20 protein-coding genes are annotated in these 24096 nt (G+C 70.3%); 7 read left to right on the top strand and 13 right to left on the bottom strand.

Annotated elements, in window-relative coordinates; all coding sequences use genetic code 11:
• The first annotated feature begins 128 nt into the window (after positions 1-128).
• Complete coding sequence (locus JMJ55_RS31900) at positions 129-2198, top strand: methyl-accepting chemotaxis protein (RefSeq protein WP_202824937.1); 2070 nt, start codon at positions 129-131, stop codon at positions 2196-2198.
• Positions 2199-2209: 11 nt separating this feature from the next.
• Here the strand turns inward: JMJ55_RS31900 and tsaA are convergent, their stop codons facing one another.
• From tsaA to JMJ55_RS07785, 5 genes are read right to left on the bottom strand one after another with little or no spacing between them, the layout of a single operon-like run.
• Positions 2210-2665, bottom strand: a complete 456-nt coding sequence (gene tsaA, locus JMJ55_RS07805; RefSeq protein WP_202824936.1) for a tRNA (N6-threonylcarbamoyladenosine(37)-N6)-methyltransferase TrmO — start codon at positions 2663-2665, stop codon at positions 2210-2212.
• 36 nt (positions 2666-2701) lie between these two features.
• Positions 2702-2926 carry a hypothetical protein gene (locus JMJ55_RS07800; RefSeq protein WP_202824935.1) on the bottom strand — a complete coding sequence of 75 codons (225 nt, stop codon included), beginning with the start codon at positions 2924-2926 and terminating at the stop codon, positions 2702-2704.
• A gap of 45 nt (positions 2927-2971) precedes the next feature.
• On the bottom strand, positions 2972-4165 hold the full coding sequence (locus JMJ55_RS07795; RefSeq protein ID WP_202824934.1) for a CaiB/BaiF CoA transferase family protein: 1194 nt from the start codon (positions 4163-4165) through the stop codon (positions 2972-2974).
• Positions 4166-4190: 25 nt separating this feature from the next.
• Positions 4191-5297 carry an amidohydrolase family protein gene (locus JMJ55_RS07790; protein ID WP_202824933.1) on the bottom strand — a complete coding sequence of 369 codons (1107 nt, stop codon included), beginning with the start codon at positions 5295-5297 and terminating at the stop codon, positions 4191-4193.
• Complete coding sequence (locus JMJ55_RS07785; protein WP_202824932.1) at positions 5294-6370, bottom strand: amidohydrolase family protein; 1077 nt, start codon at positions 6368-6370, stop codon at positions 5294-5296. Before JMJ55_RS07785 ends, JMJ55_RS07790 begins: the two co-directional genes overlap by 4 nt.
• Before the next feature lie 122 nt (positions 6371-6492).
• Here JMJ55_RS07785 and JMJ55_RS07780 point away from each other — a divergent pair, with 122 nt between their 5' ends.
• Entirely contained in the window at positions 6493-7266 is a 774-nt protein-coding gene (locus tag JMJ55_RS07780; RefSeq protein WP_202824931.1) for an SDR family NAD(P)-dependent oxidoreductase, read from the top strand.
• Here JMJ55_RS07780 and JMJ55_RS07775 read toward each other — a convergent pair.
• Entirely contained in the window at positions 7261-8595 is a 1335-nt protein-coding gene (locus JMJ55_RS07775; RefSeq protein ID WP_202824930.1) for a hypothetical protein, read from the bottom strand. The genes JMJ55_RS07780 and JMJ55_RS07775 overlap by 6 nt on opposite strands.
• A gap of 220 nt (positions 8596-8815) precedes the next feature.
• Between JMJ55_RS07775 and JMJ55_RS07770 the strand changes: the two genes are divergently transcribed.
• Complete coding sequence (locus tag JMJ55_RS07770) at positions 8816-9502, top strand: isochorismatase family protein (protein ID WP_202824929.1); 687 nt, start codon at positions 8816-8818, stop codon at positions 9500-9502.
• A gap of 2 nt (positions 9503-9504) precedes the next feature.
• On the opposite strand, the gene JMJ55_RS07765 is transcribed toward JMJ55_RS07770, so the two are convergent.
• The 5 genes from JMJ55_RS07765 to JMJ55_RS07745 form a co-directional block, all read right to left on the bottom strand.
• The gene (locus JMJ55_RS07765) at positions 9505-10914 is read right to left on the bottom strand and encodes an NAD(P)(+) transhydrogenase (Re/Si-specific) subunit beta (protein ID WP_202824928.1); all 1410 of its coding nucleotides are present in this window, start codon (positions 10912-10914) and stop codon (positions 9505-9507) included.
• 4 nt (positions 10915-10918) lie between these two features.
• Complete coding sequence (locus JMJ55_RS07760) at positions 10919-11320, bottom strand: NAD(P) transhydrogenase subunit alpha (protein WP_202824927.1); 402 nt, start codon at positions 11318-11320, stop codon at positions 10919-10921.
• Between the two features lie 13 nt (positions 11321-11333).
• The gene (locus JMJ55_RS07755) at positions 11334-12491 is read right to left on the bottom strand and encodes a Re/Si-specific NAD(P)(+) transhydrogenase subunit alpha (protein WP_202824926.1); all 1158 of its coding nucleotides are present in this window, start codon (positions 12489-12491) and stop codon (positions 11334-11336) included.
• A gap of 126 nt (positions 12492-12617) precedes the next feature.
• The gene (locus tag JMJ55_RS07750) at positions 12618-13988 is read right to left on the bottom strand and encodes an ABC1 kinase family protein (RefSeq protein WP_202824925.1); all 1371 of its coding nucleotides are present in this window, start codon (positions 13986-13988) and stop codon (positions 12618-12620) included.
• A complete protein-coding gene (locus tag JMJ55_RS07745; protein WP_407927529.1) occupies positions 13981-15870 on the bottom strand; it encodes a M3 family oligoendopeptidase in 1890 nt (629 codons plus the stop codon). Before JMJ55_RS07745 ends, JMJ55_RS07750 begins: the two co-directional genes overlap by 8 nt.
• 70 nt (positions 15871-15940) lie before the next feature.
• Here JMJ55_RS07745 and JMJ55_RS07740 point away from each other — a divergent pair, with 70 nt between their 5' ends.
• Genes JMJ55_RS07740 through JMJ55_RS07730 form a run of 3 tightly spaced genes read left to right on the top strand, consistent with a single transcriptional unit; the run spans position 15941 to position 19131 of the window.
• Positions 15941-17713, top strand: coding sequence for an AMP-dependent synthetase/ligase (locus JMJ55_RS07740; protein WP_202824923.1), 1773 nt, complete (start codon positions 15941-15943; stop codon positions 17711-17713).
• A gap of 11 nt (positions 17714-17724) precedes the next feature.
• Entirely contained in the window at positions 17725-18573 is an 849-nt protein-coding gene (locus tag JMJ55_RS07735) for a class I SAM-dependent methyltransferase (protein WP_202824922.1), read from the top strand.
• Positions 18574-18582: 9 nt separating this feature from the next.
• The gene (locus tag JMJ55_RS07730) at positions 18583-19131 is read left to right on the top strand and encodes a P-loop NTPase family protein (RefSeq protein ID WP_202824921.1); all 549 of its coding nucleotides are present in this window, start codon (positions 18583-18585) and stop codon (positions 19129-19131) included.
• Here the strand turns inward: JMJ55_RS07730 and JMJ55_RS07725 are convergent.
• Complete coding sequence (locus JMJ55_RS07725) at positions 19103-19447, bottom strand: DOPA 4,5-dioxygenase family protein (RefSeq protein WP_202824920.1); 345 nt, start codon at positions 19445-19447, stop codon at positions 19103-19105. The two genes, JMJ55_RS07730 and JMJ55_RS07725, sit on opposite strands and share 29 nt — an antisense overlap.
• Before the next feature lie 95 nt (positions 19448-19542).
• Between JMJ55_RS07725 and ada the strand changes: the two genes are divergently transcribed.
• Entirely contained in the window at positions 19543-20598 is a 1056-nt protein-coding gene (ada, locus tag JMJ55_RS07720) for a bifunctional DNA-binding transcriptional regulator/O6-methylguanine-DNA methyltransferase Ada (RefSeq protein WP_202824919.1), read from the top strand.
• Here the strand turns inward: ada and dnaE are convergent.
• Entirely contained in the window at positions 20595-24050 is a 3456-nt protein-coding gene (dnaE, locus tag JMJ55_RS07715) for a DNA polymerase III subunit alpha (RefSeq protein WP_202824918.1), read from the bottom strand. The two genes, ada and dnaE, sit on opposite strands and share 4 nt — an antisense overlap.
• Positions 24051-24096 lie beyond the last annotated feature (46 nt).

Here is a 24096-nt window from a genome sequence, read left to right as displayed (position 1 = left end):
ATTCCCCGCTAGGCCATTCGTGGCCGCTCAAGCCCCGAAGCCCCGCACGGCGCCTGCGGCCTGACGGCACTTAACCGTATCGTCATGCCGAAGGGCATAGCCTGCTCCTGGCGACAAGGAGCAGATTCGTGCGCGTTCGTACCGTCCTTCTTCTTGGCTTCGCGGTTGTCTCGCTTCCCGGCCTGATCGGCTCGGCCTGGGTTGCGGGCACGGCCTGGGACCGCTGGAGCGAGGCGCGCTCCGCCGCTGCGGGCACACAGGTGATCAGCGCGGTGCAACGCGCGCAGACCGCGGTCGTCAATGAGGCCGGGCTACTTCTGGCCTCCAGCCTCGCCGCCCAGCCGGACCGCGAAGGGCTGCGGCGCAGCGCACAGGCGACCGAAAGCCTGCTCGAAGCGGCGCAGCTGAGCCTCGCCAGATCGGGCGGCGATGCGCGGGTGCCGGCCGAGACGCGATCGGCCATGGCCGATCTCCGCCAGCGGCTCGACAGCGTCCTGGCCCGGCCGCCGGCGGAGCGGGACCCGGCCTTTGCGCGGGATGTCATGGCCGGGCGCACGGCCTTCCACGACCGCCTGGCGGGGATCGCGGCAGCCGCCGCGAAGCAGACGGCGATCAGGGCGCCGTCGCTCGCCACGGCGATCGACATCGCCATGCTGGCGATGGCGATGCGCGACGCGACGGGGCGCCGGAACCTGATGATGAACAACTGGGTCGCCGGCCAGCCCCTCCCCCTCGCGGACTATGCCAGGGCCGAGCGGCTGACCGGCCGGGCCGAGGAAGTCTGGGAGGATATAAGGCGCAAGCTCGCCATGCTGCCGGATGCGCCGCGCCTGCAGGCCGCCGCGGCGCGGCTGCGCGAGAGTTACGAAGGCCAGAGCGCCCCACGTTGGGAGCGGCTGATGCAATGGGGCCGAGAGCGCGCAGTCGGCGCCCCGGTGGAGCCATGGCCCGAGACCGTGGCCGCCTTCCGCGGCTGGAGCGTGCCGGCCCAGGCGGAGATCATCCTGCTGCGGGACGCGGCGCTGGATCAGGTACTGGCGGAGAGCGCGAGCCTGGCCGATGCCGGCCGCACCGGGCTGCTGCTGGCGCTCGCGCTGGTGGCGAGCGCCGCCATCGCCATGCTGGGCGCGGCCTGGCTGCTGTTCCGGCGGGTGGTGCGGCCGCTGCAGGGCTTCACGGGCACGGTGAAGCGCATCGCCTCCGGCGATCTGCATCTGACCGTGCCCGGCCTCGGGCGCCGGGACGAATTGGGCACGATGGCGGATGCGGTCGAAACCCTGCGGATCGCCTCGATCGAGCGCGAGGCCACCGCGGCGGCCCGCCTGGCGGAGCGCGCGGCCAAGGCCGAGCAGGCGGAGCGGGTGGGGGTGCTGGTGAAGGGATTCGAGGCTGAGGCCGCCGAGATGCTCGGCACCGTGGCCTCGGCCGCGACCGAACTCGACCAGACGGCCGGCGAGATGACGGCCATGGCGCAGCATGGGACGGAACGCGCGGCGGCCGTCGCCGGCGCCACTGGTCTGGCCAGCACCCATGTGCAGGCGGTCGCCGCCTCGGTCGAGGAATTGTCCACCTCCATCGCCGAGGTTGCCCAGCAGATCGGTGCCGGCGCCGCGGTGGCCCGGCGTGCGGCGGAGCAGGCGCGGGAGACCGATGCCACGGTGCAGGGGCTGGCCCAGGCGGCGCAGCGCATCAGCGAGGTGGTGCGGATGATCAACGACATCGCGGGCCAGACCAACCTCCTGGCGCTGAACGCGACGATCGAGGCGGCGCGGGCGGGCGAAGCCGGCAAGGGCTTCGCCGTGGTGGCCTCGGAAGTGAAGGCCCTCGCCGGGCAGACGGCACGGGCGACGGAGGAGATCGGCGCGCAGATCGCCGCGATGCAGGGCGAGACGGTGCGCACGGTGGAGGCCATCGCCAGCATCGCCAGGATCATCGAGACGATCGACACGACCAGCGCGGCGGTCGCGGCGGCGACGGAGCAGCAGGCGGCCGCGACGCGCGAGATCGGCCGCGCGGTTGCGGAGGCGGCCTCAGGCACGGGAGAGGCGGCGACCCATGCGGCGGGCATGCAGGACGAGGCGGAACGGACCGGGGCTTCGGCGGGCCATCTGCGCCAGGCCTCGGGCGACCTGTCCCGGCAGGCGGAGCTGATGAGCCACCGGGTCAGCGACTTCCTGGAGCGCCTGCGGGCCGCCTGACGGAAGCCCGGTCAGGCCGGGCTGCGCGGGGTGAGCCAGCCCATGCTGGCCTCGGGCTCGGCATCGACCGTCGGCAAATAGGGCTTGATGTCGAGAAGCGGCGTTCCGCTGACGCAGTCGAGGTTGCGGATGAGCAGCACGCCAGGTTCGGCGAAGCCTTCGAACCGGACCACAGAGAGGGCGATGGGGTTGGGCCGCACGGGCGCGCGGGTGGCGAAGACGCCGCGCGGGCCGGCGGCGAAGCGCGGGCTGATGGTCAGCGGCGCCGGCCCGGCCAAGTGCATCCAGTAGAGCAGGATCAGGTGAGAGAAGCTGTCGAGCTGGTCGAGGCCTTCGCGGTAGGGCTCGGCGATGACGGCGCGGCAGAGCGGGCGCGGGTCGGGCAAGCGGCCATTGCGCGGGCAATCGGCGGGGCTCGGCCAGGGCGTCTCGAGATGGCCGATGGGAGTGAGGGTGAAGCCGGGCATGCGGAGAGCATAACCGGCGCCGTGCGATGCGAAGAGTCAGCGTGCCTGGATGCGCGGGTTGGGCGGGATGACCGGCGTCATGCCCGGGCTGGCGCTGGGCGGGTTGGTGTTGATGCCGGGATCGATCCCCGCCTCGGGCCGCAGCAGCCCCGTATTCGGCGCCGGCGGCTCCGACCGCGTCAGCCCACCTGGCGCCCGCGACGGGGCCGGGCTGCAGGCCAGGACGAGCAGCGGGAGGAGAAGGGCGAGCAGGCGTGTCATGCGGCGGGCAACGCCGGCCGGGCTGCCGGGTTCGCCCTGAAAGCGTCAGCCGATCGCCCCGGCCTCCCGCAGGGCGGCGATCTCCGCCTCGGCATAGCCGGCCTCGCGCAGGATCGCCTCGGAATGCTCGCCGAGGCGGGGCGCGGGCGCCCGCTCGCCGGTCGGGCTGCTGGAGAAGGTGAAGGGCACGGCCATCCGGGTCAGCCGGCCCTCGCTCGGATGCTCCTCCTCGCTGAAGAAGCCGGTGGCCTGGAGGTGCGGGTCCTCGAAGACCGTGTCGAGGGTGTGGACCGGCGTCACCGGCAGGTCGGCCGCGGTCAGCAGTTCCATCCATTCGGCGGTGGTGCGGCGGCGGAATTCCTCGGCCAGCATGGCCAGCACCGCGTCGATATGCTGCGTCCGGGTCGCATGGCTGGCGAAGCGCGGATCGGTCGAGACCAGGTCCGGCCAGCCGACCGCGGCGCAGAAGCTGCGCCATTGCCGGTCATTGTAGATCATGGTGCAGATATGCCCGTCCCTGGTTTGGTACGGGCGGCGGTCGGGCGAGAGCAGGCGGCCGTAGCCGCCGGCATCCAGCGGCGGGTCGAAGGCCTTGCCGCCGAGATGGTCGCCGAGGACGAAATTCAGCATCGTCTCGAACATCGGCACCTCGACCTGCTGCCCCTCCCCGCTCCGCTCGCGGTGCAGCAGCGCGGCGTTAATCGCACCCATCGCGGCGAGGCCGGTGATGCGGTCCGCCATGGCCAGCGGCGCATAGCGCGGCGTGCCGTCACCGGTGCGGGATTGCAGATGGGCGATTCCGGCAGCGCCCTGCATCAGGTCGTCATAGGCCGGGCGGGGCGCATAGGGGCCGGCCTGCGCATAGCCCACCACCGCGGCATAGACGAGGCGCGGATTGACCGCGCGCAGCGCCGGATAGTCGAGGCCGAGCCGCGCCATCGCCGCCGGGCGGATATTCGTCACCAGCACATCGGCCGCCCCAGCGAGGCGCAGCAGCACGCCACGCGCCTCCGGCCGCTTGAGGTCGAGCACGAGGCTGCGCTTGCCGCGGTTGATGGTGAGGAACATGCCCCCCATGCGCGGGCTGCGGCCGGGGCCGATGAGACGGACCATGTCGCCTTCCGGCGATTCCACCTTGGTGACCTCGGCCCCCATCTCCGCCAGGAGCTGAGTGCAATAGGGGCCGACCAGCACGGTCGTCAGGTCGAGCACGCGGATGCCCGCGAGCGGTCCCGGCATGAAGGCTGTTCCCCTGCGGCGCTTGTCAGGACAGGCCGTACACCGCCCGGGCATTCTCGGCCAGGATCATCCGCCGCTCCGCCTCGCTCATCGGCAGCTTGAAGGCGTAGCGGGGATCATCGCTGTCCCAATGCGGGTAGTCAGTGGCAAAGAGCAGCCGGTCCCAGCCGATCCAGTCGATCACCTGGCGGAGATGCTCCGGCCGCTCCGGCTCCTCGACCGGCTGGGTGGTGAACCAGATGTTGGATTTCAGATAGTCGGACGGCTTGCGGTGCAGATGCGGCACTTCCGACTTCAGGCTCCGCCACAGCCCGTCCATGCGCCAGCCGAGCGAGGGCACCCAGCCGAAGCCGCCCTCGATGATGACGACCTTCAGGCGGGGGAAGCGATCGAAGACGCCTTCCAGGATGAAGCTGGCGCAGAGCGCGGCCATGCTCATCGCCACCGCCTGGTGCTCCTCGAAATAGAAGCTCGGCCAGCCGCCGCCGGTCACCGCATGGCCGCTGGTGCCGAGGCTGTGCAGGCCGAGCGGCAGGCCGTGATGCTCGGCGGCTTCGTAGATCGGCCAGTAGCGCTGGCGGCCGAGCGGCTCCAGCGCCCGGCTGACCATGGCGATCTGCGCGAAGTCCGTCTGGCCGGCCCAGCGCTCGATCTCGCGGACCGAAGCGGCGGCATCCTCGCCAGGGACGCAGATGGTTGCCTTCAGCCGCGGCTCGCGCGCGGTCCAGTCCTCGCGCATCCAGTGGTTCACCGCCGTGCTCAGCGCCTCGGCATAGCCGGGATTGCGCTCATCCATGCCGCGCGCGGTCAGCGGCTGGAGCATCCCATATTCGATCCCCAAGGGGTCCAGATGCTGGCGCCGCATGAAATCGATGTCGCTGCCCGGCGGCCCGCCATCGGGCGGCCAGGAATCATAGCGCGAGAGGGCCGGCGTCGCCTTGGGATAAGGGTGCCCGGTGGCGAAGGGCTGGCGCAGCCGGAAGCCGTATTCCTGCCGGTGCCGGCGCCAGCGTTCCGGCAGCCAGCGGTCCAGCACCGCGCCATCGCGCGGCGAAGGGTGGATGTCGCAATCGATCACCCGGAGCCTGGTCGAAGCCGGGGCCTCCGCCCGCGGCAGCGTGGTCGCGCTCATGCCATTCCCTCCCTTGGGGTCTCCCGAAGGCGCGGATAGGTCGCCAGCGCATTCTCCCGCAGCACCCGCCCATGCAGCCGCGCCGGCAGCGCGGCGGGCAATGCGGCCTGCCCTTCGAAACGCGCATGCGGGTAGTCGGTGGCAAAGAGCAGCAGATCATCGCAGCCGATCATCTCCAGCAGCGCCTCCATCCCGGCCGGATCCTCCGGCGCATCGGCCGGCTGGATGGAGATGCGGATGCTCTCGCGCAGGATCTCGGCCGGCGACCGGTCTACCCAGGGGATCTCCTGCCGCATCGCCCGCCACATCTTCACCCCGCGCCAGAGGAAATTCGGCACCCAGCCGAAGCCGCTCTCCAGCAGCACCACCTTGAGACTGGGAAACTTGGTGAAGGCCCCCTCCCCGATCAGGCTGAGGAGCTGGCTCTGGAAGGTCTGGGCGAAGGTCGCGTGGTCCTCGATCAGGTAGGTCGGCCAGCCATTGGCGGTCGGGGCATGGCGGTTGCCGCTGCCGGCATGGATGGCGATGGGCAGGCCGTGCCGCTCGGCGGCGGCGAGGATCGGCCAATTCGCCCGGCGGCCGAACAGCGTCTCCGCACTGCCAAACAGCAGCACCTGGACGAAGCGCCGGTCCGCGGCGCGGCGCTCGATCTCCTCCACCGCCTGGGCCGGATCCTCGACCGGGACCAGAATGCCGGCGCGCAGCCTGGGGTCCCGGTTCAGCCATTCGGCCACCATCCAGTCATTGGCGGCGCGGCAAAGGGCGGCGGCGAGGTCCGGGTTGTGCAGGGCCGGCGCGCCGAAGAGCGGGTTGCAGATGGCCAGATCCAGGCCGAAGGGGTCCAGCGCCTCGCGCCGCACCGCCTCCAGCGTCGCGCCGGGCAGGCCGGTCTCCGGCCTCCAATCCGCCCGGGCCGTCAGCGGGGCGCCGCGCGGATAGAGGGCGAGGTCCAGCTCGTCGATCCCGCGCGCCGCCACCACTTCCCGCCAGAAGGGCTCCAGATAGGGCAGCAGCGCCTGGCAGCCCGGCAGGGCCGGATGCAGATCGACATCGATGGGGCCGCCCCCGGTCATGGGCCGCTCTCCTCCCGCTTCGGGGTCGATGCTGCGCGCCGCCCCTCCCCGGGTCAACGCCCGGCGCTTCCGCCAGGCGCCGGCAAGGGCCAAGCTGGATGAATCGAACGGGGGAGGAAGCGATGAGCGAGGCGCTGCCGGGCAATCTCGGCGCCTATGAGCTGACGGGACGGGTCGCCGTCATCACCGGCGGCAGCAGCGGCATCGGCGCCGCCACCGCCCGCCGCTTGGCCGCGGCGGGGGCTGCCGTCGTTATCGGCTACAATAGCGGCGCCGACCGGGCCGAGGCCCTGGCCGCAGAACTCCCCGGCAGCGGGCATCTCGCCCTCCGCATGCCAATGGCCGAGACCGAGGCGCTGCGGGCCGCAGCCGCCCAGGTAGAGGCCAGGCTCGGCCGCTGCGACATCCTGGTGAACTCCGCCGGGGTTACCCGTGCCGTGCCGCATGCCGATCTGGAAGCGCTGGACGATACGCTGATCGACCAGGTGCTGGTCACCAATGTCCGGGGGCCCTTCGCCACCATCCGCGCCTTCGCCCCGCTGCTGAAGCGGAGCGGCGATGCGGTGATCGTCAACATCTCCTCCCTCGCCGCCTCGGCCGGGTCGGGCAGCAGCATCATCTACGGCGCCTCCAAGGCAGCGCTCGACACGATGGGGCTGGCGCTGGCCCGGGTGCTGGGGCCGGAGATCCGCGTAATCTCGATCTCACCGGCCGCGGTGGCGACGGATTTCGTTCCCGGCCGTGGCCGGGCGGCGGTGGAGCGGCAGGCCGCCAGCTCGCCCCTGCGGCGGGTGACGGAGGCGGATGACGTGGCGCTGTCGATCCTCGGGGCGATCACCCATCTCCGCTACACCACCGGCACCGCCATCCTGGTGGATGGCGGCAAGCACCTATAGACCTCGCCCGGGGCTGAGCGCCGCCTCGGCCGCGGCGGTGCGCAGCCGAGGCGCCAGCAGGACCATGGCGGCGAAGGGGGCGATCCAGATCAGCCGGGCCTGGTAGCGATCGGCGGGGCCGGACAGCGCCCCGGTAATGACGGCATTGCCCAGCAGCCCGGCGAGCAGCATGGCCGCGAGCGCCAGCTCCGGCAGGGTCAGCCGGCGCCAGGCCAGGGCGGCGAGCAGGCCGGACAGCCCGGCGCAGAAGGCGACGGCATGCAGCGGGCCGAGCCGCCGCACCAGGGGGAAGAGCATCCCGATCTGCTGCTGCGATGCGACATAGGCGGGGTAGTCGCGCGGGAAGTAACGCTCGATCATCGCCTCGGGCCCCGGCGCCCCCCGCCAGGCGCCCAACCCGTCGCTGCTGTCGATATGGGCGAGCTGGATCAGCGTGTTCTCCACCGCCTTCCGAAACACGCCGAACGGATCCTCGATCAGGACCCCGCGGACCAGCGCCTTCGCCTCCGGCGTCCAGGCCTTGGGACCACCCAGATGGATGTAAAGCGGGCTGGTCGGCATCCACAGGAACTCGTTGTGATCGTCGCCGAGCTCGCCCCGGATGTCGCAGATGCGGAAGCCGATCTCCGGGCAATGGCGATCAAGATAGTCGAGGGCGGTGCCGTCGAAGAGCAGCCGCGTGGCATAGAAGACGGCGCCATGCGGCGAGAGCGAGACGGTGCGCTCCACCACCAGATGGACCGAGAGCAGGCCGAGCACCGCCAACAGCACCGGTGCCGCCATCCGGGTGAAGCGGCGCAGCGCCTCCCTCAGGCCGCAGGCAAGCGCGGTCAGCAGCGCTCCGACCAGCGCCAGGCCGAGCGCCAGCGGCAGATGGCTCTGATGCACCATGATGCCGAGGCTGGCGAGCAGGAAGACATAGATCGCCTCCAGCCGCGTCAGCGCATCGCGGCGGAAGCCGAGCAGCCAGGCGCAGAGGATGACGAGGCCGGTGAACATATCCGGCTGAAGCTGCGCGGTGACGAAGGGCAGGCCGGTGACGGTTGCCAGCATCACCGCAGCCAGCAGCAGCGGCAGCGGCCCACCCATCCCCTGCACCCGGAGCGCCAGATGCAGCAGATGCGCGGTCAGCAATCCCTGAACGAAGATGGGGAGCCAGAGCGACAGCCGCCAATGCGACAGGTGCAGGAAGAGGCTGTAGAAGGGCGGCCGGTCCCAGCCGACATAGAACATCAGCGCCTGGCCGAGATAGGTGCCGCTATCGGCGAAGACCAGCGGGAAGCCATTGTAGAAGGCAGGCCAGATCAGCAGAAGCGCAGCGAGAACCACCGCCGGCCAGGGTGTCCGCCCGGCTGGAGATTTCGTGTGTGCTTTCGCTGAATCCTGTACGGTTTGGCACATGACGCCGGAACGATGCTTCCTAACAACCAGTCATCACCTAGCGCAAGACGAGGGCGGCTCCTATGTCGACTGCTCGATCTACGGCAACGTGATCCCCGCTATTTGGCACGCTGCATGCTGGGCCCAGGCACGCATCGCGGAGCCCGACATGTCCCGGACCATCGAATTGGCCGCCCGGCCCGAACCCATCACCGTGGTCGCCAAGGAGACGGCGCTGATCGTCGTCGATATGCAGAACGCCTATTGCTCGCCCGGCGGCTATATCGACCTGGTCGGCTTCGACATCTCCGGCGCGCCGCCGGTGATCGAGGAAACGGCGCGCCTCGCCACTGCCTGCCGCGCCGCCGGCATCCCGGTCATTTATCTGCAGAACGGCTTCTCATCCGACCTGCGGGAGGCGGGCGGCCCCTCGGCGCCGGTCTGGCACAAGTCGAACGCGCTGAAATACATGCGGGCGCATGAAGCCTATGCCGGCAGGCTGATCACCCATGGCACTTGGGATCATGAGATCGTGCCGGAGCTGACACCGGAGCCGGGCGACATCCTGGTTTTGAAATCCCGCTACAGCGGCTTCGCCGGGACGGCGTTGGAGCAGATCCTGCACGCCAGGCGCATCCGGACCGTGTTGATCGCCGGCGTCGCCACCAATGTCTGCGTGGAGAGCACCCTGCGCGACGCCTATCACCGGGAATTCTTCCCGGTGATGGTGACCGACGCCACCCTGGCGGCGGGCGGTCCGGCGGCCCAGGCGGCCACCGAGTTCAACGTCGCGCAGTTCTTCGGCTGGCTCACCACCGGCGCCGAGCTGCGCGCGGCGCTGATGGGGAACCATTAACGCTATTTCTGGAGGGCCTGGACGATCTCCTGCGTCACCTTCTTGGCGTCGCCGAAGAGCATCATGGTGTTGGGGCGGAAGAAGAGCTCGTTGTCGACGCCGGCATAGCCGCTCGCCATGCCGCGCTTGATGAAGAACACCGTCTTCGCCCGCTCCACATCGAGGATCGGCATGCCGTAGATCGGGCTGGACTTGTCGGTCTTCGCCGCCGGGTTCGTCACGTCATTGGCGCCGATGACGAAGGCCACATCGGCCTCGGCGAATTCCGGGTTGATCTCCTCCAGCTCCTTCACGTCCTCATAGGGGACGTTCGCCTCGGCCAGCAGCACGTTCATATGCCCAGGCATGCGGCCGGCGACGGGGTGGATGGCGTATTCCACCTGGGCGCCTTCCTTCTTCAGCAGGTCGCCCATCTCGCGCAGCACCTGCTGGGCCTGCGCGACCGCCATGCCATAGCCGGGCACGACGATGATCTTCTGGGCGTTCTTCATGATGTAGGCGGCATCCTCCGGGCTGCCGGCCTTCACCGGCGCCCGGTCGCCGTCACCGCCGCCACCGGCCGCCGCGCCGCCCGCATCCGTGCCGAAGCCGCCCAGCAACACGTTGATGATGCTGCGGTTCATGCCCTTGCACATGATGTAGGAGAGGATGGCGCCCGAGGCGCCGACCAGCGCGCCGGTCACGATCAGCAGCAGGTTGCTGAGGGTGAAGCCGATGCCCGCCGCCGCCCAGCCGGAATAGCTGTTCAGCATCGAGACGACGACCGGCATGTCCGCGCCGCCGATTGGGATGATCAGCAGGAAGCCGAGCGCGAAGGCCAGGATCGCGATCAGCCAGAACAGCCCCGCGCTGCCCGAGGCGACGAAGGCGATAATCAGCACCAGCAGCAGGATGCCGAGGCCAAGGTTCAGCCAGTGCTGCCCCTTGAATGTAATCGGCGCGCCGGACATCAGCGCCTGGAGCTTGGCGAAGGCGATGACCGAGCCGGAGAAGGTGATGGCGCCGATGGCGAGGCCGAGCGACATCTCGACCAAGCTGCCGCCATGGATGTTGCCGGAATGGCCGATGCCGAAGCTCTCGGGCGCGTAGAAGGCCGCGGCCGCGACGAAGACCGCCGAGAGGCCGACCAGCGAGTGGAAGGCGGCGACGAGCTGCGGCAGCGCCGTCATCTGGATGCGGGTGGCGATATAGGCCCCTGCCCCGCCGCCGATGGCCAGCGCCAGGATGATCAGCCCAACCCCGCCCCCGCCCATGCCGGGGCGCAGCAGCGTGGCGACGATCGCGATGCCCATGCCGATCATCCCGTACAGGTTGCCCTGACGGGAGGTGGTCGGGTGGGAAAGGCCACGAAGGGCGAGGATGAAGAGGACCGCCGCGACCAGATAGGCCAGCGTCGAAAGCGTTGCGGCCATCGGCTCAGCCCTTCTTCTTCGACTGGAACATGGCCAGCATCCGGCGCGTCACGATGAAGCCGCCGAAGATGTTCACCGCGGCGAGCATCGCGGCGAGGAAGCCGAAGACCTGCGCCGCCAGGCTCTCGCCAAGGCCCGTCGCCAGGATGGCGCCGACGACGATGACCGAGGAGATGGCGTTGGTGACGCCCATCAGCGGGCTGTGCAGCGCCGGCGTCACGTTCCAGACCACGTAGTAGCCGACGAAGCAGGCCAGCAGGAAGATCGTCAGCAGGTAGAGGAAGGGATCGGCCGCGGCGGCGACCGGGGCGACATGCGCCTCGGCCAGCGCGCGGGCCTGGGTTGCCAGCTCCAGCGCACGCTGCGCCGTGGCGCTGGCCTGGTTGGCCAGGTCGGTGGGATTCATCGCTCTGGTCTCCTCAGGCGGCCTGGGCGGGGGCGAGGCTCGGGTGGATGACGGCGCCGCCACGGGTCAGCAGCACGCCCTTCACGATCTCATCGCCCTCGGGCAGCTTCGGCGCCTTGGCCTCCTTGTCCCAGAAGGTGGTCAGGAAGGTCAGCAGGTTCCGGGCATAGAGGGCGGAGGCGGCGGCTGGGATGCGGCCAGGCCAGTTGGCATGGCCAAGGATTGTCACGCCATTCTCGGTGGTGATCGCCTCGCCCGGCTTGGTCAGCGCGACATTGCCGCCGGCATCGGAGGCAATGTCGACGATGACGCTGCCCGGCTTCATGCTGCGGACCATCTCCGCCGTCACCAGTGTCGGCGCCTTGCGGCCCTGCACCAGGGCGGTGGTGATGACGATGTCCTGCTTGGCGATATGGGTCGCCACCACCTCGGCCTGCTTGGCGTAGAAATTGGCCGAGAGCTGCTTGGCATAGCCGCCGGCGGTCTGGGCCGCCTTGCTCTCCTCGTCCTCGTAGCCGACGAAGCTGGCGCCGAGGGACTTGATCTCCTCCTTCGCCGCCGGCCGCACATCGGTCGCCGAGACGCGGCCGCCGAGGCGCCGGGCCGTGGCGATCGCCTGCAGCCCGGCGACGCCGGCGCCCATGACGAAGACATTGGCGGCCGGGATGGTGCCGGCTGCCGTCATCAGCATGGGGAAGCCGCGGTCGAAGGCGGCGGCGGCCTCGATGACGGCGCGGTAGCCGGCGAGATTGGCCTGGGAGGAGAGGATGTCCATGCTCTGCGCCCGGGTGATGCGCGGCAGCAGCTCCATCGCCCCGGCCTCGATGCCGGCCTTGGCATAGGCCGCCGCCATTTCAGGCGAGGCCTGGAGCTGGCCGAGCAGCAGGGCGCCGCGCGGGATCAGGGAGAGCTCGTCGACGGCGCCCTCACCGGCACCGAGCGGGGCGCGGACCTTCAGGACGATGCCGGCGCCGTTCAGGGCGCTGGCCGCATTCGGGGCGATCTCGGCACCGGCGGCGCCATACTCCGCGTCCGGAATGCCGGCGCTGAGGCCGGCCCCGGCCTCCACCGCAACGGTCAGGCCGAGGGCGATGAATTTCTTCACCGTCTCGGGCGTGGCGGCGACCCGGGTTTCGGCCGGGCGGCGTTCCTTGAGGACTGCAAGTCGCATGCGGGTCTCCCCCTTCGGGCGCGGAACATGCGCATGGGACGCAGGGGAGGCAAGACCGAATGTCCGAGCCACAGTCGGGGATCTGGGCGGAAGGCGGGCCCTATGGCCCGTCATCCACCCAGCGTGTCAGGCCGTGGCCCCCGCCGCCGCCGGAACCCCCGCCTCCTTCAACCCCGCCGCCTGGCGCTGCGTCAGCTCCGCCTCGGAGAAGTCCTTCGCCAGCTCCATGAACATCTGGTGCCAGTTGATCTGCGCCCGCAGCCGCAGGAAGACGCTGCCGAGGCCGATCGCCGCCCGGTCCATCAGCGGGAATTCGCGCGGGATGCGGACGCCGCCGGTGCGCTTCAGCCCCTCATGCACCTTGGCCGCCATCTTGCGACCATAGGACATGTCGTCCACCTCCTGGATCGGCCGGACGCGATCCTGCACCAGCGGCTCGTAGAGGAACTTGGCCCAGAGGCTCAGCACCTCCATCGTCTCCTTCGAGAGGTTGCGGAAGCCCCAGATCCGATAGGCCTCAGCCGCCTTCTCGTCATCGCCGTCGCGCACCGCCTCATAGAGTAGGATCACGCCGCCGACGAAGCTCGGCGGAAAGACCCGGATGGTGCCGAAATCGAGGAGGTTGATGCCCTCGCGGTCCGGCCGGACCTGGTAATTGCCCAGATGCGGGTCCCCGTGGATGACGCCGTATTGGTAGAAGGGCTTGTACCAGGCACGGAACAGCGCCTTGGCATAGGCATTGCGCTCCTCGAGCGGCGGGTCCTCCTCCAACCGCTTGATGATGGCGCGGCCGTCGAGCCAGCTCATCGTCAGCAGCCGCTTGGTGCAGAGGCCCTCGACCGGGGTCGGGATGGAGACGTCGGGCGTATCCCGCATCATGATGCCGTAGAGGCGCATCTGCGAAGCTTCGCGGAGGTAATCCAGCTCCTCGCGCAGCCGGTCGCACATCTCCTGATAGACCTCGCCATTGTCGAGGGCGCTGTCCATCCGGCGATAGAGGCTGACGGCGAGCTTGAGCTGGCGGAGATCGGCCTCCACCACACTCGGCATGTCCGGGTATTGCAGCTTGCAGGCGACTTCCTGCCCATCCGGCAGGGTGGCGCGATGGACCTGGCCGAGGCTGGCGGCAGCGGCGGCCTCGCGGCCGAAGCTGGCGAAGCGCCGCTCCCAGGCTGGGCCCAGTTCGGAAGCCATGCGGCGGCGAACGAAGGGCCAGCCCATCGGCGGGGCGTTGGACTGGAGGGTGGCGAGTTCCTGCGCGTATTCCTCCGGCAGTGCATCCGGCACTGTCGAGAGAAATTGCGCCACCTTCATCAGCGGGCCCTTCAACCCGCCGAGGATCGCCTTGAGGTCCTCGGCATGGGCCGACTTGTCGGTCTTCACGCCGAAGAAGCGCTCGCCCGCGACCCGGGCCGCGATGCCGCCGACGGCGCCGGAGGTCCGGGCCATGCGGCGGATTTCGCCGAAGATGCTGCTCTCGGGGCTTCGCTCAGACATCGCGCTCAAGCTCATCAATGAAGCCGGCAATCACGTCGAGGCCGCGCTGCCAGAAGGCGGGGTCCGAAGCATCGAGGCCGAAGGGGGCCAGCAATTCCTTGTGCCGCAGCGTGCCGCCGGCGCGCAGCAGGTCGAGGTATTTCCGCTGGAAATCCGGCACCGCCCCGTCGCGGTAGACGCCATAGAGCGCGTTCACCAGGCAATCGCCGAAGGCATAGGCATAGACGTAGAAGGGCGAATGGATGAAGTGCGGGATATAGGCCCAATAGACGCCGTAATCCTCGGTGAAGTCGAAGGCGGGGCCGAGGCTCTCCCGCTGCACCTGCATCCAGAGCTCGGCGATGCGCTCGGCCGAGAGCTCGCCGCGGCGCCGCTCGTCATGCAGCAGCGTCTCGAACCGGTAGAAGGCGATCTGCCGCACCACCGTGTTCAGCATGTCCTCGACCTTGCCGGCCAGCATCAGGCGGCGACGCTTCGGGTCGGTCTCGGCATCCAGCAGCCCGCGGAAGGTCAGCATCTCGCCGAAGACCGAGGCGGTCTCGGCCAGGGTCAGCGGCGTGCCGGAGAGCAGGTAGCCCTGGTCGCCGGCCAGCACCTGATGCACGCCATGGCCCAACTCATGCGCCAGCGTCATCACGTCGCGCGACTTGCCGTGGTAGTTGAGCAGCAGATAGGGATGCGCGCTCGGCACGGTCGGATGGGCGAAGGCGCCGCTGGCCTTCCCGGGGCGGAGCGCGGCATCGATCCAGGCCCGCTCGAAGAAGCGGCCGCCGATCTCGGCCAGCTCCGGGCTGAAGGCGCGGTAGCTGTCGAGCACGGTCCGCACCGCATCCGGCCAGGGAATGCTGCGGTCCTGCTCCTCCGGCAACGGGGCATTGCGGTCCCAGTGCTGGAGCTTCGGCAGGCCGAGCCACTTCGCCTTCATGGCGTAGTAGCGATGGGAGAGGCGCGGGAAGCTGTCCTTGACCGCCGTCACCAGCGCATCCACCACCTCGTCCTCGACCATATTGGCCCGGTTGCGGGAGGAGCCGGGGCGCGGATAGCGGCGCCAGCTATCGATGATTTCCTTGTCCTTCGCCAGCGTATTGGTGATCAGCGAAAACAGCCGGACGCGGCCCCCGAAGGCGGCCGAGACGCCCTCCGCCGCCGCCGCCCGCACCGACCGGTCGCGGTCGGAGAGGCGATTGAGCGCGGCGGAGACGGTCAGCTCCTCGGCGCCCACCTGCACCTTCATGCCGGCGATGGTCTCATCGAAGAGGCGGTTCCAGGCGGACCGCCCGGTGACCTCCTTCTCATGCAGCAGCTTCTCCAGCTCGTCCGAGAGCTGGTGCGGGCGGAAGACGCGGAGGTCGCGCAGCCAGGGCCGCCAGCGGGTCAGCGCCGGGCTCCCGGCGAGCTTCCGCTCGATCTCGGCATCCTCCAGCCGGTTCAGCTCGAGCGTGAAGAACAGCAGATGGCTGCTGATCGCCGTCACCCGCTCCTGCAGGGTCTGGTAGAAGCGGCCATTGGCCGGGTCGGTGGCGTCGCCGGCGAAGATGAGCTGGCCATAGCTCATCGCCCGGCCCAGCACCTCCTCGATCCGCTCATATTCGCCGATCGCCTCGGCCAGGGCATCGCCCGAAAGCCCGCCGAGCCGGCTGGAGAAGCGGGCGGCAAAGGCCTTCCCGGCCGCATCCGCCCCATCGAGATCGGCGGTGAGCTTCGGATCCTCGGGCGAGGCATAAAGGTCGGAGAGGTCCCAGACCGGCAGCGGAACACCCGCCTCACCACCGGCATCGAGGGGTGAAAGGACAGGCCCGCGATGGGCTAGGGGGGATTGCCCGGCGGCGGCGCAATCCGCGGCGGCCAGGGGCAGGGTCGATTGGGGCTCGGCTCGGGTCACGGCTTTGCATATATGGCGCATGGGGGCAGGGCCAAGCCGTCAGAGCAAAGGTCACGGGGAAACGCGCAGGATGCCGGATATCGGGACGGGCCAGGATGGCGCATTCCAGGGCAGCAAGGGCAGCACCCCCTGGGGCAGCCTGCCCTGGATGCTGCTCGACATCGCCCGGCAGCGGCCGGACCGGCCGATGGTCCGGTTCTGGCGCGGGAAGCGCTGGCAGCGGCTGAGCTGGGGCGAATTCGCCCTTTCGGTCGCCAGCGCCGCCGCCTGGCTGCGCCGCGCCGGGGTGAGCCCCGGGGACCGGGTGGTGCTGGTCAGCGAAAGCCGGCCGGAATTCAACATCGCCGATGCCGCGCTGATGGCGATCGGGGCCGTGACGGTCCCGACCTACACCACCAATACCGATGCCGACCACGCCCATATCCTGCGCGATTCCGGGGCGCGGATCGCCATCGCCTCCTCCGCCGCGCTGCTGGCGCGGGTCGCGGGGGCGGCGCCGGAGCGGCTGGAGCTGCTGATCGGCCTCGACGCCCCTCCCCCGCCCGAGGCCGCCGCCCGCACCGCCCATTGGCCGGAATTGCTGGCCGAGCCGGGCGACCTGCCCATGCTGATGGCCGAGGTGGAGCAGATCCCGCCCGGCCGGCTGGCCTGCCTGATCTACACCTCCGGCACCGGCGGCACGCCGCGTGGGGTGATGCTGCCGCACCGGGCCATGCTGGCGAACCGCGACGGCGTCGCGGCGCTGGCGGAGCGGCTGCACCTCGACGGCACGACCTATCTCTCCTTCCTGCCGCTCTCGCACAGCTATGAGCACACGGTCGGGGTCTTCCTGCTGCCCTCGCTCGGGGTGGAGGTGGTCTATTCGCGGGGCGCCGACCGGCTCTCGGCCGAATTCCAGGAATTCCGCCCGAGCATCATCACCGCCGTCCCCCGCCTGTTCGAGGTGCTGCGCGGCCGGATGCTGGCGCAGCTGGAGAAGGAGACGCCCTTCCGGCAGCGGCTGTTCCGCACGGCGCTCGATCTCGGGCTGAGGCGGGCGGATGGGCCGCCGCTCTCGCTGCTGGAACGGGTGCAGGATGCGGTGCTGGACCGGCTGGTGCGGCAGAAGGTCCGGGCGCGCTTCGGCGGCAACCTCCAGGCCATGGTCTGCGGCGGAGCGCGACTGGACCCGGATCTCTCCGGCTTCTTCATCGGCCTCGGCCTGCCGCTGATCCAGGGCTATGGCCAGACCGAGGCCGGGCCGGTCATCGCGGTGAACCCGCCCTGGGACAATGTCCGCCAGACCGTCGGCTATCCGCTTTCGGGGGTGGAGGCGCGGCTGGCCGAGGATGGCGAGTTGCTGGTGCGCGGCCCGCTGGTGATGGACGGCTATTGGGGGAACCCAGAGGCGACCGCCGCCGCCATCCACCCCGCCGCGGGCGACCCGCCCGGCGTCGCCCCCTGGCTGCATACCGGCGACATGGCCCGGATCGAGGCCGGGCGGATCACCATCACCGACCGCAAGCGGGATTTCATCAAGACGCTCGGCGGCGACATGGTCAGCCCCGCCAAGCTGGAATCCCTGCTGATGGCGGAGCCCGAGATCGCCCAGGCCGTCGTCGCCGGCGAGGGCCAGGCGGGGGTGGTGGCGCTGGTCGTCGCCACGGAGGGGCAGGAAGCGGGCATCGCCCAGGCCATCGCCCGGGTGAATGCCAGGCTCTCCACGATCGAGCGCATCCGCCGCTGGAGCGTGGCGCCGGCTGCCTTTTCGGTGGAGAACGGCCTCCTGACCCCGACCATGAAGGTGAAGCGCCGCGCGGTGCTGGAACGGCACGAGGCGGAGATCGCAGCGCTCTACCGGTAGGAGGGAAGGCGATGCCAGCGAGAGGCCTGAACGCGCCGCAGGCGGAATTCTGGAACGGGCCGCTGACCCGGGCCTGGGCGCGGCAGCATGACCGGATCGATGCCCGCTTCGCCCCCATCCTCGACCTGCTGCTGGCGCGGGCGGCACCGCGGCCGGGGGAGAGCGTGCTCGATATTGGCTGCGGCAGCGGCACCTCGGTGCTGGCGCTGGCCGAGCGGGTCGGGTCTGGCGGGCGGGTGGTCGGCATCGACATCGCCGCGGAATCCGTCGCGGTGGCGCAGCGCCGCATCGCCGCCGCAGGGCTGCGGCAGGCCGAGGTGCTGCTGGCCGATGCGGCGACGCATCCCTTCCCGCCCGGCAGCTTCGACCTGCTGGTCTCCCGCTTCGGGGTGATGTTCTTCGAGGAGCCGGTGGCGGCCTTCGCCCATTTGCGGTCGGCGCTGAAGCCGGGGGCGCGGGTGGCGCTGGCGGCCTTCCGGGCCGGCGCCGAGAATCGCTGGACCAGCGGCGCGGTGGCGGCGGTGCGGGACCTGATCTCGCCCCCGCCGCCGCCCGGGCCAGAGGATCCAGGGCAATTCGCCTTCGCCGATCCGGCGCGGGTGGAGCGCATCCTGCGCGGCGCCGGCTTCGCCGAGATGGCGCTCGCGTCGGAGGATGTGCCGATGCGGCTCGGCGCCGATGCCGAGGAGGCGGCGGGCTTCGCCATGACGCTCGGCCAGGTCAGCCGGGCCTTGCAGGACGCCCCGGAGGACCTGCGGGAGGCGGTGCGGGCGCGGCTGCTCGACTTCTATCGGGCGGCCGAGGGGCCGGACGGGGTGGTGATGCCGGCGGCGATCTGGCTGGTGTCGGCGCGGGCGTGATCGCAGCCGATGGTGCGGCTGCATATCCTTGGTGCCTCGGGCAGCGGCACGACCACGCTGGGCATGGCGGTGGCGCGGCGGCTGGGCTGCCCCTTCCATGATGCGGATACCACTTTCTGGCTGCCCACCGACCCGCCCTTCACCGCAATCCGGCCGATGCCGGAGCGGCTGGAGCGGCTGCGCCGGGCATTGGCGGCGAGCGAGGACTGGGTCCTCTCCGGCGCCGTCACCGGCTGGGGCGATGCGCTGATCCCGGAATTCTCGCTGGTCGTCTTCCTCAGCCTCGATCCGGCGCGGCGCATGGAGCGGCTGAAGCGGCGGGAGGCGGCGCGGCACGGCGCGCGGATCGAGCCGGGCGGCGACCTCGCCGCGGTCCATGCAAGTTTCATGGCCTGGGCCACGGCCTATGACACGGCCGGGCTCGGTCAGCGCAGCCGGGTGCAGCAGGAGAGCTGGCTGGCTGACCTCCCCTGCCCCGTGCTGCGGCTGGACTCCGACCAGCCCCTGGAGGCGCTGGTCCAGGCGCTGCTCACCCCTCCGGCAGCACCTCCAGCCTGAGCGGCAGCACCCCGCCCATCCAGAGCGCATGGTCGCGGTGATTGGCGCGTGCCCGGCCGGTCTCGGGATGCAGCAGCACGGTCAGCCCGGCGCGGTGCAGCGCCAGGAAGCCGACCATCCTGGCCAGCAGATCGGGCGCGAAGGCCACCTGATACATGGCACCCGGATGCGGCCCGACCGGGACATCGTGCCAGCGCCCGAGCACCGCGGCCGGGAAACGGGCGCCGATCGCCTCCCGCAATGCCGCGGCAGTGCTGCGGGTCGTGGCCGGATCGTAGTAGATATGGGCGTGCCAGCCGCTGATCGCCTCGGTCATCGCCGCGCCTCCCCACGTGCCGGGGCAATGCCCGGATGGCCGCCACCCTGCCGCATCGCCATCATCGCATCCCATCGACCGAGGAGGCCCGACCAATGCTCGACCAGGATGCCCTCCGCTGGGAAGCCCTGCTGTCCCGCGACCCGGCGCCCGATTGCGGCGCCTTCCTCTATGCCGTCACGACCCAAGGGGTCTATTGCCGGCCCGGCTGCCCCTCCCGCCCGCCGCTGCGGCGGAATGTGCGCTTCTATGCGGATGCGCCCTCGGCCGAGGCGGAGGGGTTCCGCGCCTGCAAGCGCTGCGACCCGAAGGGCGAGCGCGCCGCCATCCATGCCGCCGCGATCCGCGCGGCCTGCGACCTGATCGAGGCGAGCGAGGCGACGCCCTCTCTGGCGACGCTCGCCGACCGGGCCGGCTATGCGCGGCATCATTTCCTGCGGCTGTTCAAGGAGATCACCGGGGTGACGCCGCATTCCTACGCGGCCTCGGTCCGGGCCAGGCGGCTGCAAGCCTCGCTGGCGGCCGGCGACCGGGTGGCGGAGGCCGTGGCCGGCGCCGGCTATGGCAGCGAGAGCCGGGTCTATGAGGCCCCGGGCCGCGTGCTGGGCATGACCCCGGGCGCCGCGCGCCGCGGCGGTGAAGGGGAGACGATCCGCATCGCGACGGCAACCAGCGCGCTCGGTCCCCTGATGGTCGGCGCCACCGAGAGCGGCGTCTGCTTCATCGGCTTCGCCGAGGATTTCGATGCGCTGGAAGGCGATGTCCGCCAGCGTTTCCCGAAGGCCCGGATCGAGCCGGCGCCCGAGGCCCTGGCCGAGACGGTGCGGCAGGTGGTGGCGTTCCTCGAGGAACCCAAGGCCGCCCTCGCCCTGCCGCTCGACCTGCGCGGCACCGCCTTCCAGCGGCGGGTCTGGGAAGCCTTGCAGGCCATCCCCTTCGGCGAGACGCGGACCTATGGGCAGATGGCCGTCGCCATCGGCGCGCCCAGGGCGGTGCGGGCGGTGGCCCGGGCCTGCGCGCAGAACCATGTCTCGCTGGCGGTGCCCTGCCACCGGGTGGTCGGAGCGGATGGAGACCTCACCGGCTATCGCTGGGGCGTGCCGCGGAAGCGGGTCCTGCTGGCGAAGGAACGGGCGGGGGCGAAGGGCTAGACAGCCTCCACATCCGCCACGCCGGGCAGCACCTTCATCGCCTGCATCAGCCGGGGCGAGACGTTGTATTTGCCGGGCAGGGCCAGTTCCACCTGCTGGCCCTCGCCGGTCTGGGCGACCACGACGACCCGGCCGCGACCCCGACCCTCTCGCTCCAGCAGCATGCGGATCGGATCCACCGCGGCCGGGCCCTCCAGCCAGAGGCGGATGCCCTGGCCGACGCCCTGGCTGGCCTTCTCCAGGCTCTCGACCTCGCTCGCGGTCAGGCGGAGATTGTCGTTCTCCAGGCGCGCCTCGGCCTTGACCAGCAGGGCATTGCCCTCGGTCAGCAGGTCGCGGACACGGTTCAGCACCTCGCTGAACAGCGTCACCTCGAAGCTGCCGGTCTGGTCGGAGAGGGTCAGCCAGCACATGCGGCTGCCGGTGCGGGTCGGCCGCTCCTTGGTGGCGACAACGGTGCCGGCGAGCGACAGCTTGGCCGAGCCGCCCTTGGCGCGGTCGGCGATGGCGAGGAAGGGCGTGACGCCCAGGCGCCGCAGAACATCCTTGTAGGTATCCAGCGGATGGGCCGAGAGGTGGAAGCCCACCGCTTCCGCCTCATAGGCCAGCTTCTCGAGCTGCGGCCAATCGGGGATCTGCTTCAGCCGCAGCGGCACCGGGCCGCCGGTGCTGCCGAACATGTCGGCAGTCGGGTCTGCGCGCCGCTCGGCCGATTCCTGGGCCGCGCGCAGCACCACCTCGGCGCCGGAGACCAGCTTGGCGCGATTCCCTTCCAGCGCATCGAAGGCCCCGGCCTTGGCCAGGTTCTCAATTTGCATCTTATTGAGCAGCTTCGGATCGACGCGATGGGCGAAGTCGGCGACCGAGGCGAAGGGCTTGGCGGCATCGCGCGCCGCGACCAGCGCCTGCATCGCCGCCGCGCCGACCCGCTTCACCGCGGCCAGGGCGAAGCGGATGGCCTGCTTGCCATCCTCCTGCGGCTCGACGAGGAAGAAAGCGCCGGAGCGATTGATATCGGGCGGCAGCACGGGGATGCCGAGGCGCGAGCATTCCTGCATATGCCCGGCCAGCTTGTCCGTCTTGTCGAGGTCGAGCGTCATCGAGGCAGCGAGGAAGGCGACGGTGTGGTTCGCCTTCAGCCAGGCGGTCTGGTAGCTGACCAGGGCGTAGGCGGCGGCGTGCGACTTGTTGAAGCCGTATTCCGCGAACTTCGCCATCATGTCGAAGATCTCGGTCGCCTTGGCCGGCTCGATGCCATTCTTCACCGCGCCCTCGGTGAAGATGGCGCGCTGCTGCTCCATCTCCTTGGCGATCTTCTTGCCCATGGCGCGGCGCAGCAGGTCGGCGCCGCCGAGCGAATAGCCCGCCAGCTCCTGGCTGATCTGCATCACCTGTTCCTGGTAGACCATGATGCCGAAGGTCTCCGCCAGGATGGGGTGGATCTTCGGATGAGGGCTCTCCCAGGGCTCGCCATGCTTGCGCTGGCAATAGGCGGGGATGTTCGCCATCGGGCCGGGGCGATAGAGCGAGACGGCGGCGACCAGATCCTCGAACCGGTCGACCTTCATCTGCCGCAGGCAGTCCCGCATGCCCTGGCCTTCGAACTGGAACACCCCGGCGGCGTCGCCCTTCCGCAGCATCTCGTAGGTCTTGGCATCATCCAGCGGGATGGCGGCGATATCGATCTCCACCCCCTGGCCCTTCAGGATCTCCAGCGCCTGCTCGATCACCGTCAGTGTCTTCAGGCCGAGGAAGTCGAATTTCACCAGGCTCGCCTGCTCGACATACTTCATCGAATACTGGGTGATGAGCATGTCGCTGCGCGGGTCGCGGTAGAGCGGGACGATGTCGATCAGCGGCTTACGGCCGATGACGACGCCGGCCGCATGGGTCGAGGCGTTCCGGTAGAGGCCTTCGAGCTGGTTGGCGATCTCGAGCAGGCGCGCCACTTGCTCATCCGAATCGCGCATCTGCTGCAGGCGCGGCTCACCCTCGATCGCCTGGGCGAGCGTCACCGGCTTGGCCGGGTTGAAGGGAATGAGGGAGGCGATGCGGTCCACCTGCCCATAGGGCATGCCGAGGACGCGGCCGACGTCGCGCACGGCCGCCTTCGCCTGCAGCTTGCCGAAGGTGATGATCTGCGCGACGCGGTCCTCGCCATATTCCCGGCGGACATAGGCGATGACCTCGTCGCGCCGGTCCTGGCAGAAATCGATGTCGAAATCCGGCATCGAGACGCGCTCGGGGTTGAGGAAGCGCTCGAAGAGCAGGCCGAAGCGCAAGGGGTCGAGATCGGTGATCTGCAGCGCCCAGGCAGCGACGGAGCCGGCGCCCGAGCCGCGGCCGGGCCCGACCGGGATGGGTGGGGTCTGCGCCTTCGCCCATTGGATGAAGTCAGCGACGATCAGGAAGTAGCCGGCGAAGCCCATGCTCTCGATGACGCCGAGCTCGTATTCCAGGCGCGTGTCATAGACCTCGCGCTTGTCGGCCTCGATGCCGGCCGCGTCGAGCCGGGCGGCGAGGCCGCGGCGGGCCATGTCGCGCACCGTCTCCGCCTCGGTCATGCCGGGCTGCACCTTGGGGCAGATCGGCAGCTCGGGCTTCTTCGTCTCCGCCATCACCGCGCAGCGGCGGGCGATGGCGAGGGTGTTGTCGCAGGCATCCGGCAGGTCGGCGAAGAGCGCACGCATGGCGGCCGGCGGCTTGAACCAGTGCTCGGGCGTGACGCGGCGGCGGTCCTTCTCGGCCAGGACCCGGCTTTCGGCGATGCAGAGCAGTGCGTCATGCGCCTCATGCATCGCGGGCACGGCGAAATAGACGTCGTTGGCGGCGACGATGGGCAGCGCCAGCTCGTCGGCCAGCGCCAGTAGGGCGGGCTCGATCGCCTTCTCGACCTCCAGGCCATGGCGGTGCAGTTCCACCGCCAGCCGGTCCGGGAAGGTGGCGGCCAGGCGTCGCAGCAGCGCCTCCGCCATCTCCCGCCGCCCCTCGGCGAGCAGGCGGCTGACCGGGCCGAGCGTGCCGCCGGTCAGCAGGAAGATGCCCTCGGCATGCTCCTCCAGCGTCGCATAGGAAAGGCAGGGCCTGCCCGAGGCGTCCGAGCCGAGGAAGGAGCGCGAGGAGAGGCGCTGGAGGTTGTCATAGCCGCGCGGGTTCATCGCCAGCGCGACGATCGGGTCCGGCGGAAGGCGCTCCGCCTCGGGCCGCGGGTCGGAGGCGGTGCGGGACAGCCAGAGCTGGCAGCCCATGATGGGCTGGATGCCCTTGCCCTGGCAGCCCTGGGCAAACTCCAGCGCGCCGAAGAGGTTGGCCGAATCGGTCAGCGCCACGGCCGGCATCCCGGCCTCCTTGGCGAGGCTGGCCAGCTTCTCCGCCTTGATGGCGCCTTCTGAGAGCGAATAGCTCGAATGGACATGGAGGTGGACGAAGCCAGGAGTCGAGTCGGCGATCATGCGGGGCAGACTAGCATGCCGCGCCCCTCCCCGGCATGCTGGGCAC

This window comes from Belnapia mucosa (assembly GCF_016775475.1).
GTDB lineage: Bacteria > Pseudomonadota > Alphaproteobacteria > Acetobacterales > Acetobacteraceae > Belnapia > Belnapia mucosa.
This window is presented reverse-complemented; position numbering and strand designations above follow the sequence as displayed.

Excerpts from the sequence above, each read along its gene's own strand:
- JMJ55_RS07800 (WP_202824935.1), bottom strand. The coding sequence starts at position 2,926 with ATGACACGCCTGCTCGCCCTTCTCCTCCCGCTGCTCGTCCTGGCCTGC.
- JMJ55_RS07765 (WP_202824928.1), bottom strand. The coding sequence starts at position 10,914 with ATGGCCGCAACGCTTTCGACGCTGGCCTATCTGGTCGCGGCGGTCCTC.
- JMJ55_RS07780 (WP_202824931.1), top strand. The coding sequence starts at position 6,493 with ATGAGCGAGGCGCTGCCGGGCAATCTCGGCGCCTATGAGCTGACGGGA.
- JMJ55_RS07740 (WP_202824923.1), top strand. The coding sequence starts at position 15,941 with ATGCCGGATATCGGGACGGGCCAGGATGGCGCATTCCAGGGCAGCAAG.
- JMJ55_RS07770 (WP_202824929.1), top strand. The coding sequence starts at position 8,816 with ATGTCCCGGACCATCGAATTGGCCGCCCGGCCCGAACCCATCACCGTG.
- JMJ55_RS07735 (WP_202824922.1), top strand. The coding sequence starts at position 17,725 with ATGCCAGCGAGAGGCCTGAACGCGCCGCAGGCGGAATTCTGGAACGGG.
- JMJ55_RS07790 (WP_202824933.1), bottom strand. The coding sequence starts at position 5,297 with ATGAGCGCGACCACGCTGCCGCGGGCGGAGGCCCCGGCTTCGACCAGG.
- JMJ55_RS07750 (WP_202824925.1), bottom strand. The coding sequence starts at position 13,988 with ATGTCTGAGCGAAGCCCCGAGAGCAGCATCTTCGGCGAAATCCGCCGC.
- ada (WP_202824919.1), top strand. The coding sequence starts at position 19,543 with ATGCTCGACCAGGATGCCCTCCGCTGGGAAGCCCTGCTGTCCCGCGAC.
- JMJ55_RS07730 (WP_202824921.1), top strand. The coding sequence starts at position 18,583 with ATGGTGCGGCTGCATATCCTTGGTGCCTCGGGCAGCGGCACGACCACG.
- dnaE (WP_202824918.1), bottom strand. The coding sequence starts at position 24,050 with ATGATCGCCGACTCGACTCCTGGCTTCGTCCACCTCCATGTCCATTCG.
- JMJ55_RS07725 (WP_202824920.1), bottom strand. The coding sequence starts at position 19,447 with ATGACCGAGGCGATCAGCGGCTGGCACGCCCATATCTACTACGATCCG.
- JMJ55_RS07755 (WP_202824926.1), bottom strand. The coding sequence starts at position 12,491 with ATGCGACTTGCAGTCCTCAAGGAACGCCGCCCGGCCGAAACCCGGGTC.
- JMJ55_RS07795 (WP_202824934.1), bottom strand. The coding sequence starts at position 4,165 with ATGCCGGGACCGCTCGCGGGCATCCGCGTGCTCGACCTGACGACCGTG.
- JMJ55_RS07760 (WP_202824927.1), bottom strand. The coding sequence starts at position 11,320 with ATGAATCCCACCGACCTGGCCAACCAGGCCAGCGCCACGGCGCAGCGT.
- JMJ55_RS07785 (WP_202824932.1), bottom strand. The coding sequence starts at position 6,370 with ATGACCGGGGGCGGCCCCATCGATGTCGATCTGCATCCGGCCCTGCCG.
- tsaA (WP_202824936.1), bottom strand. The coding sequence starts at position 2,665 with ATGCCCGGCTTCACCCTCACTCCCATCGGCCATCTCGAGACGCCCTGG.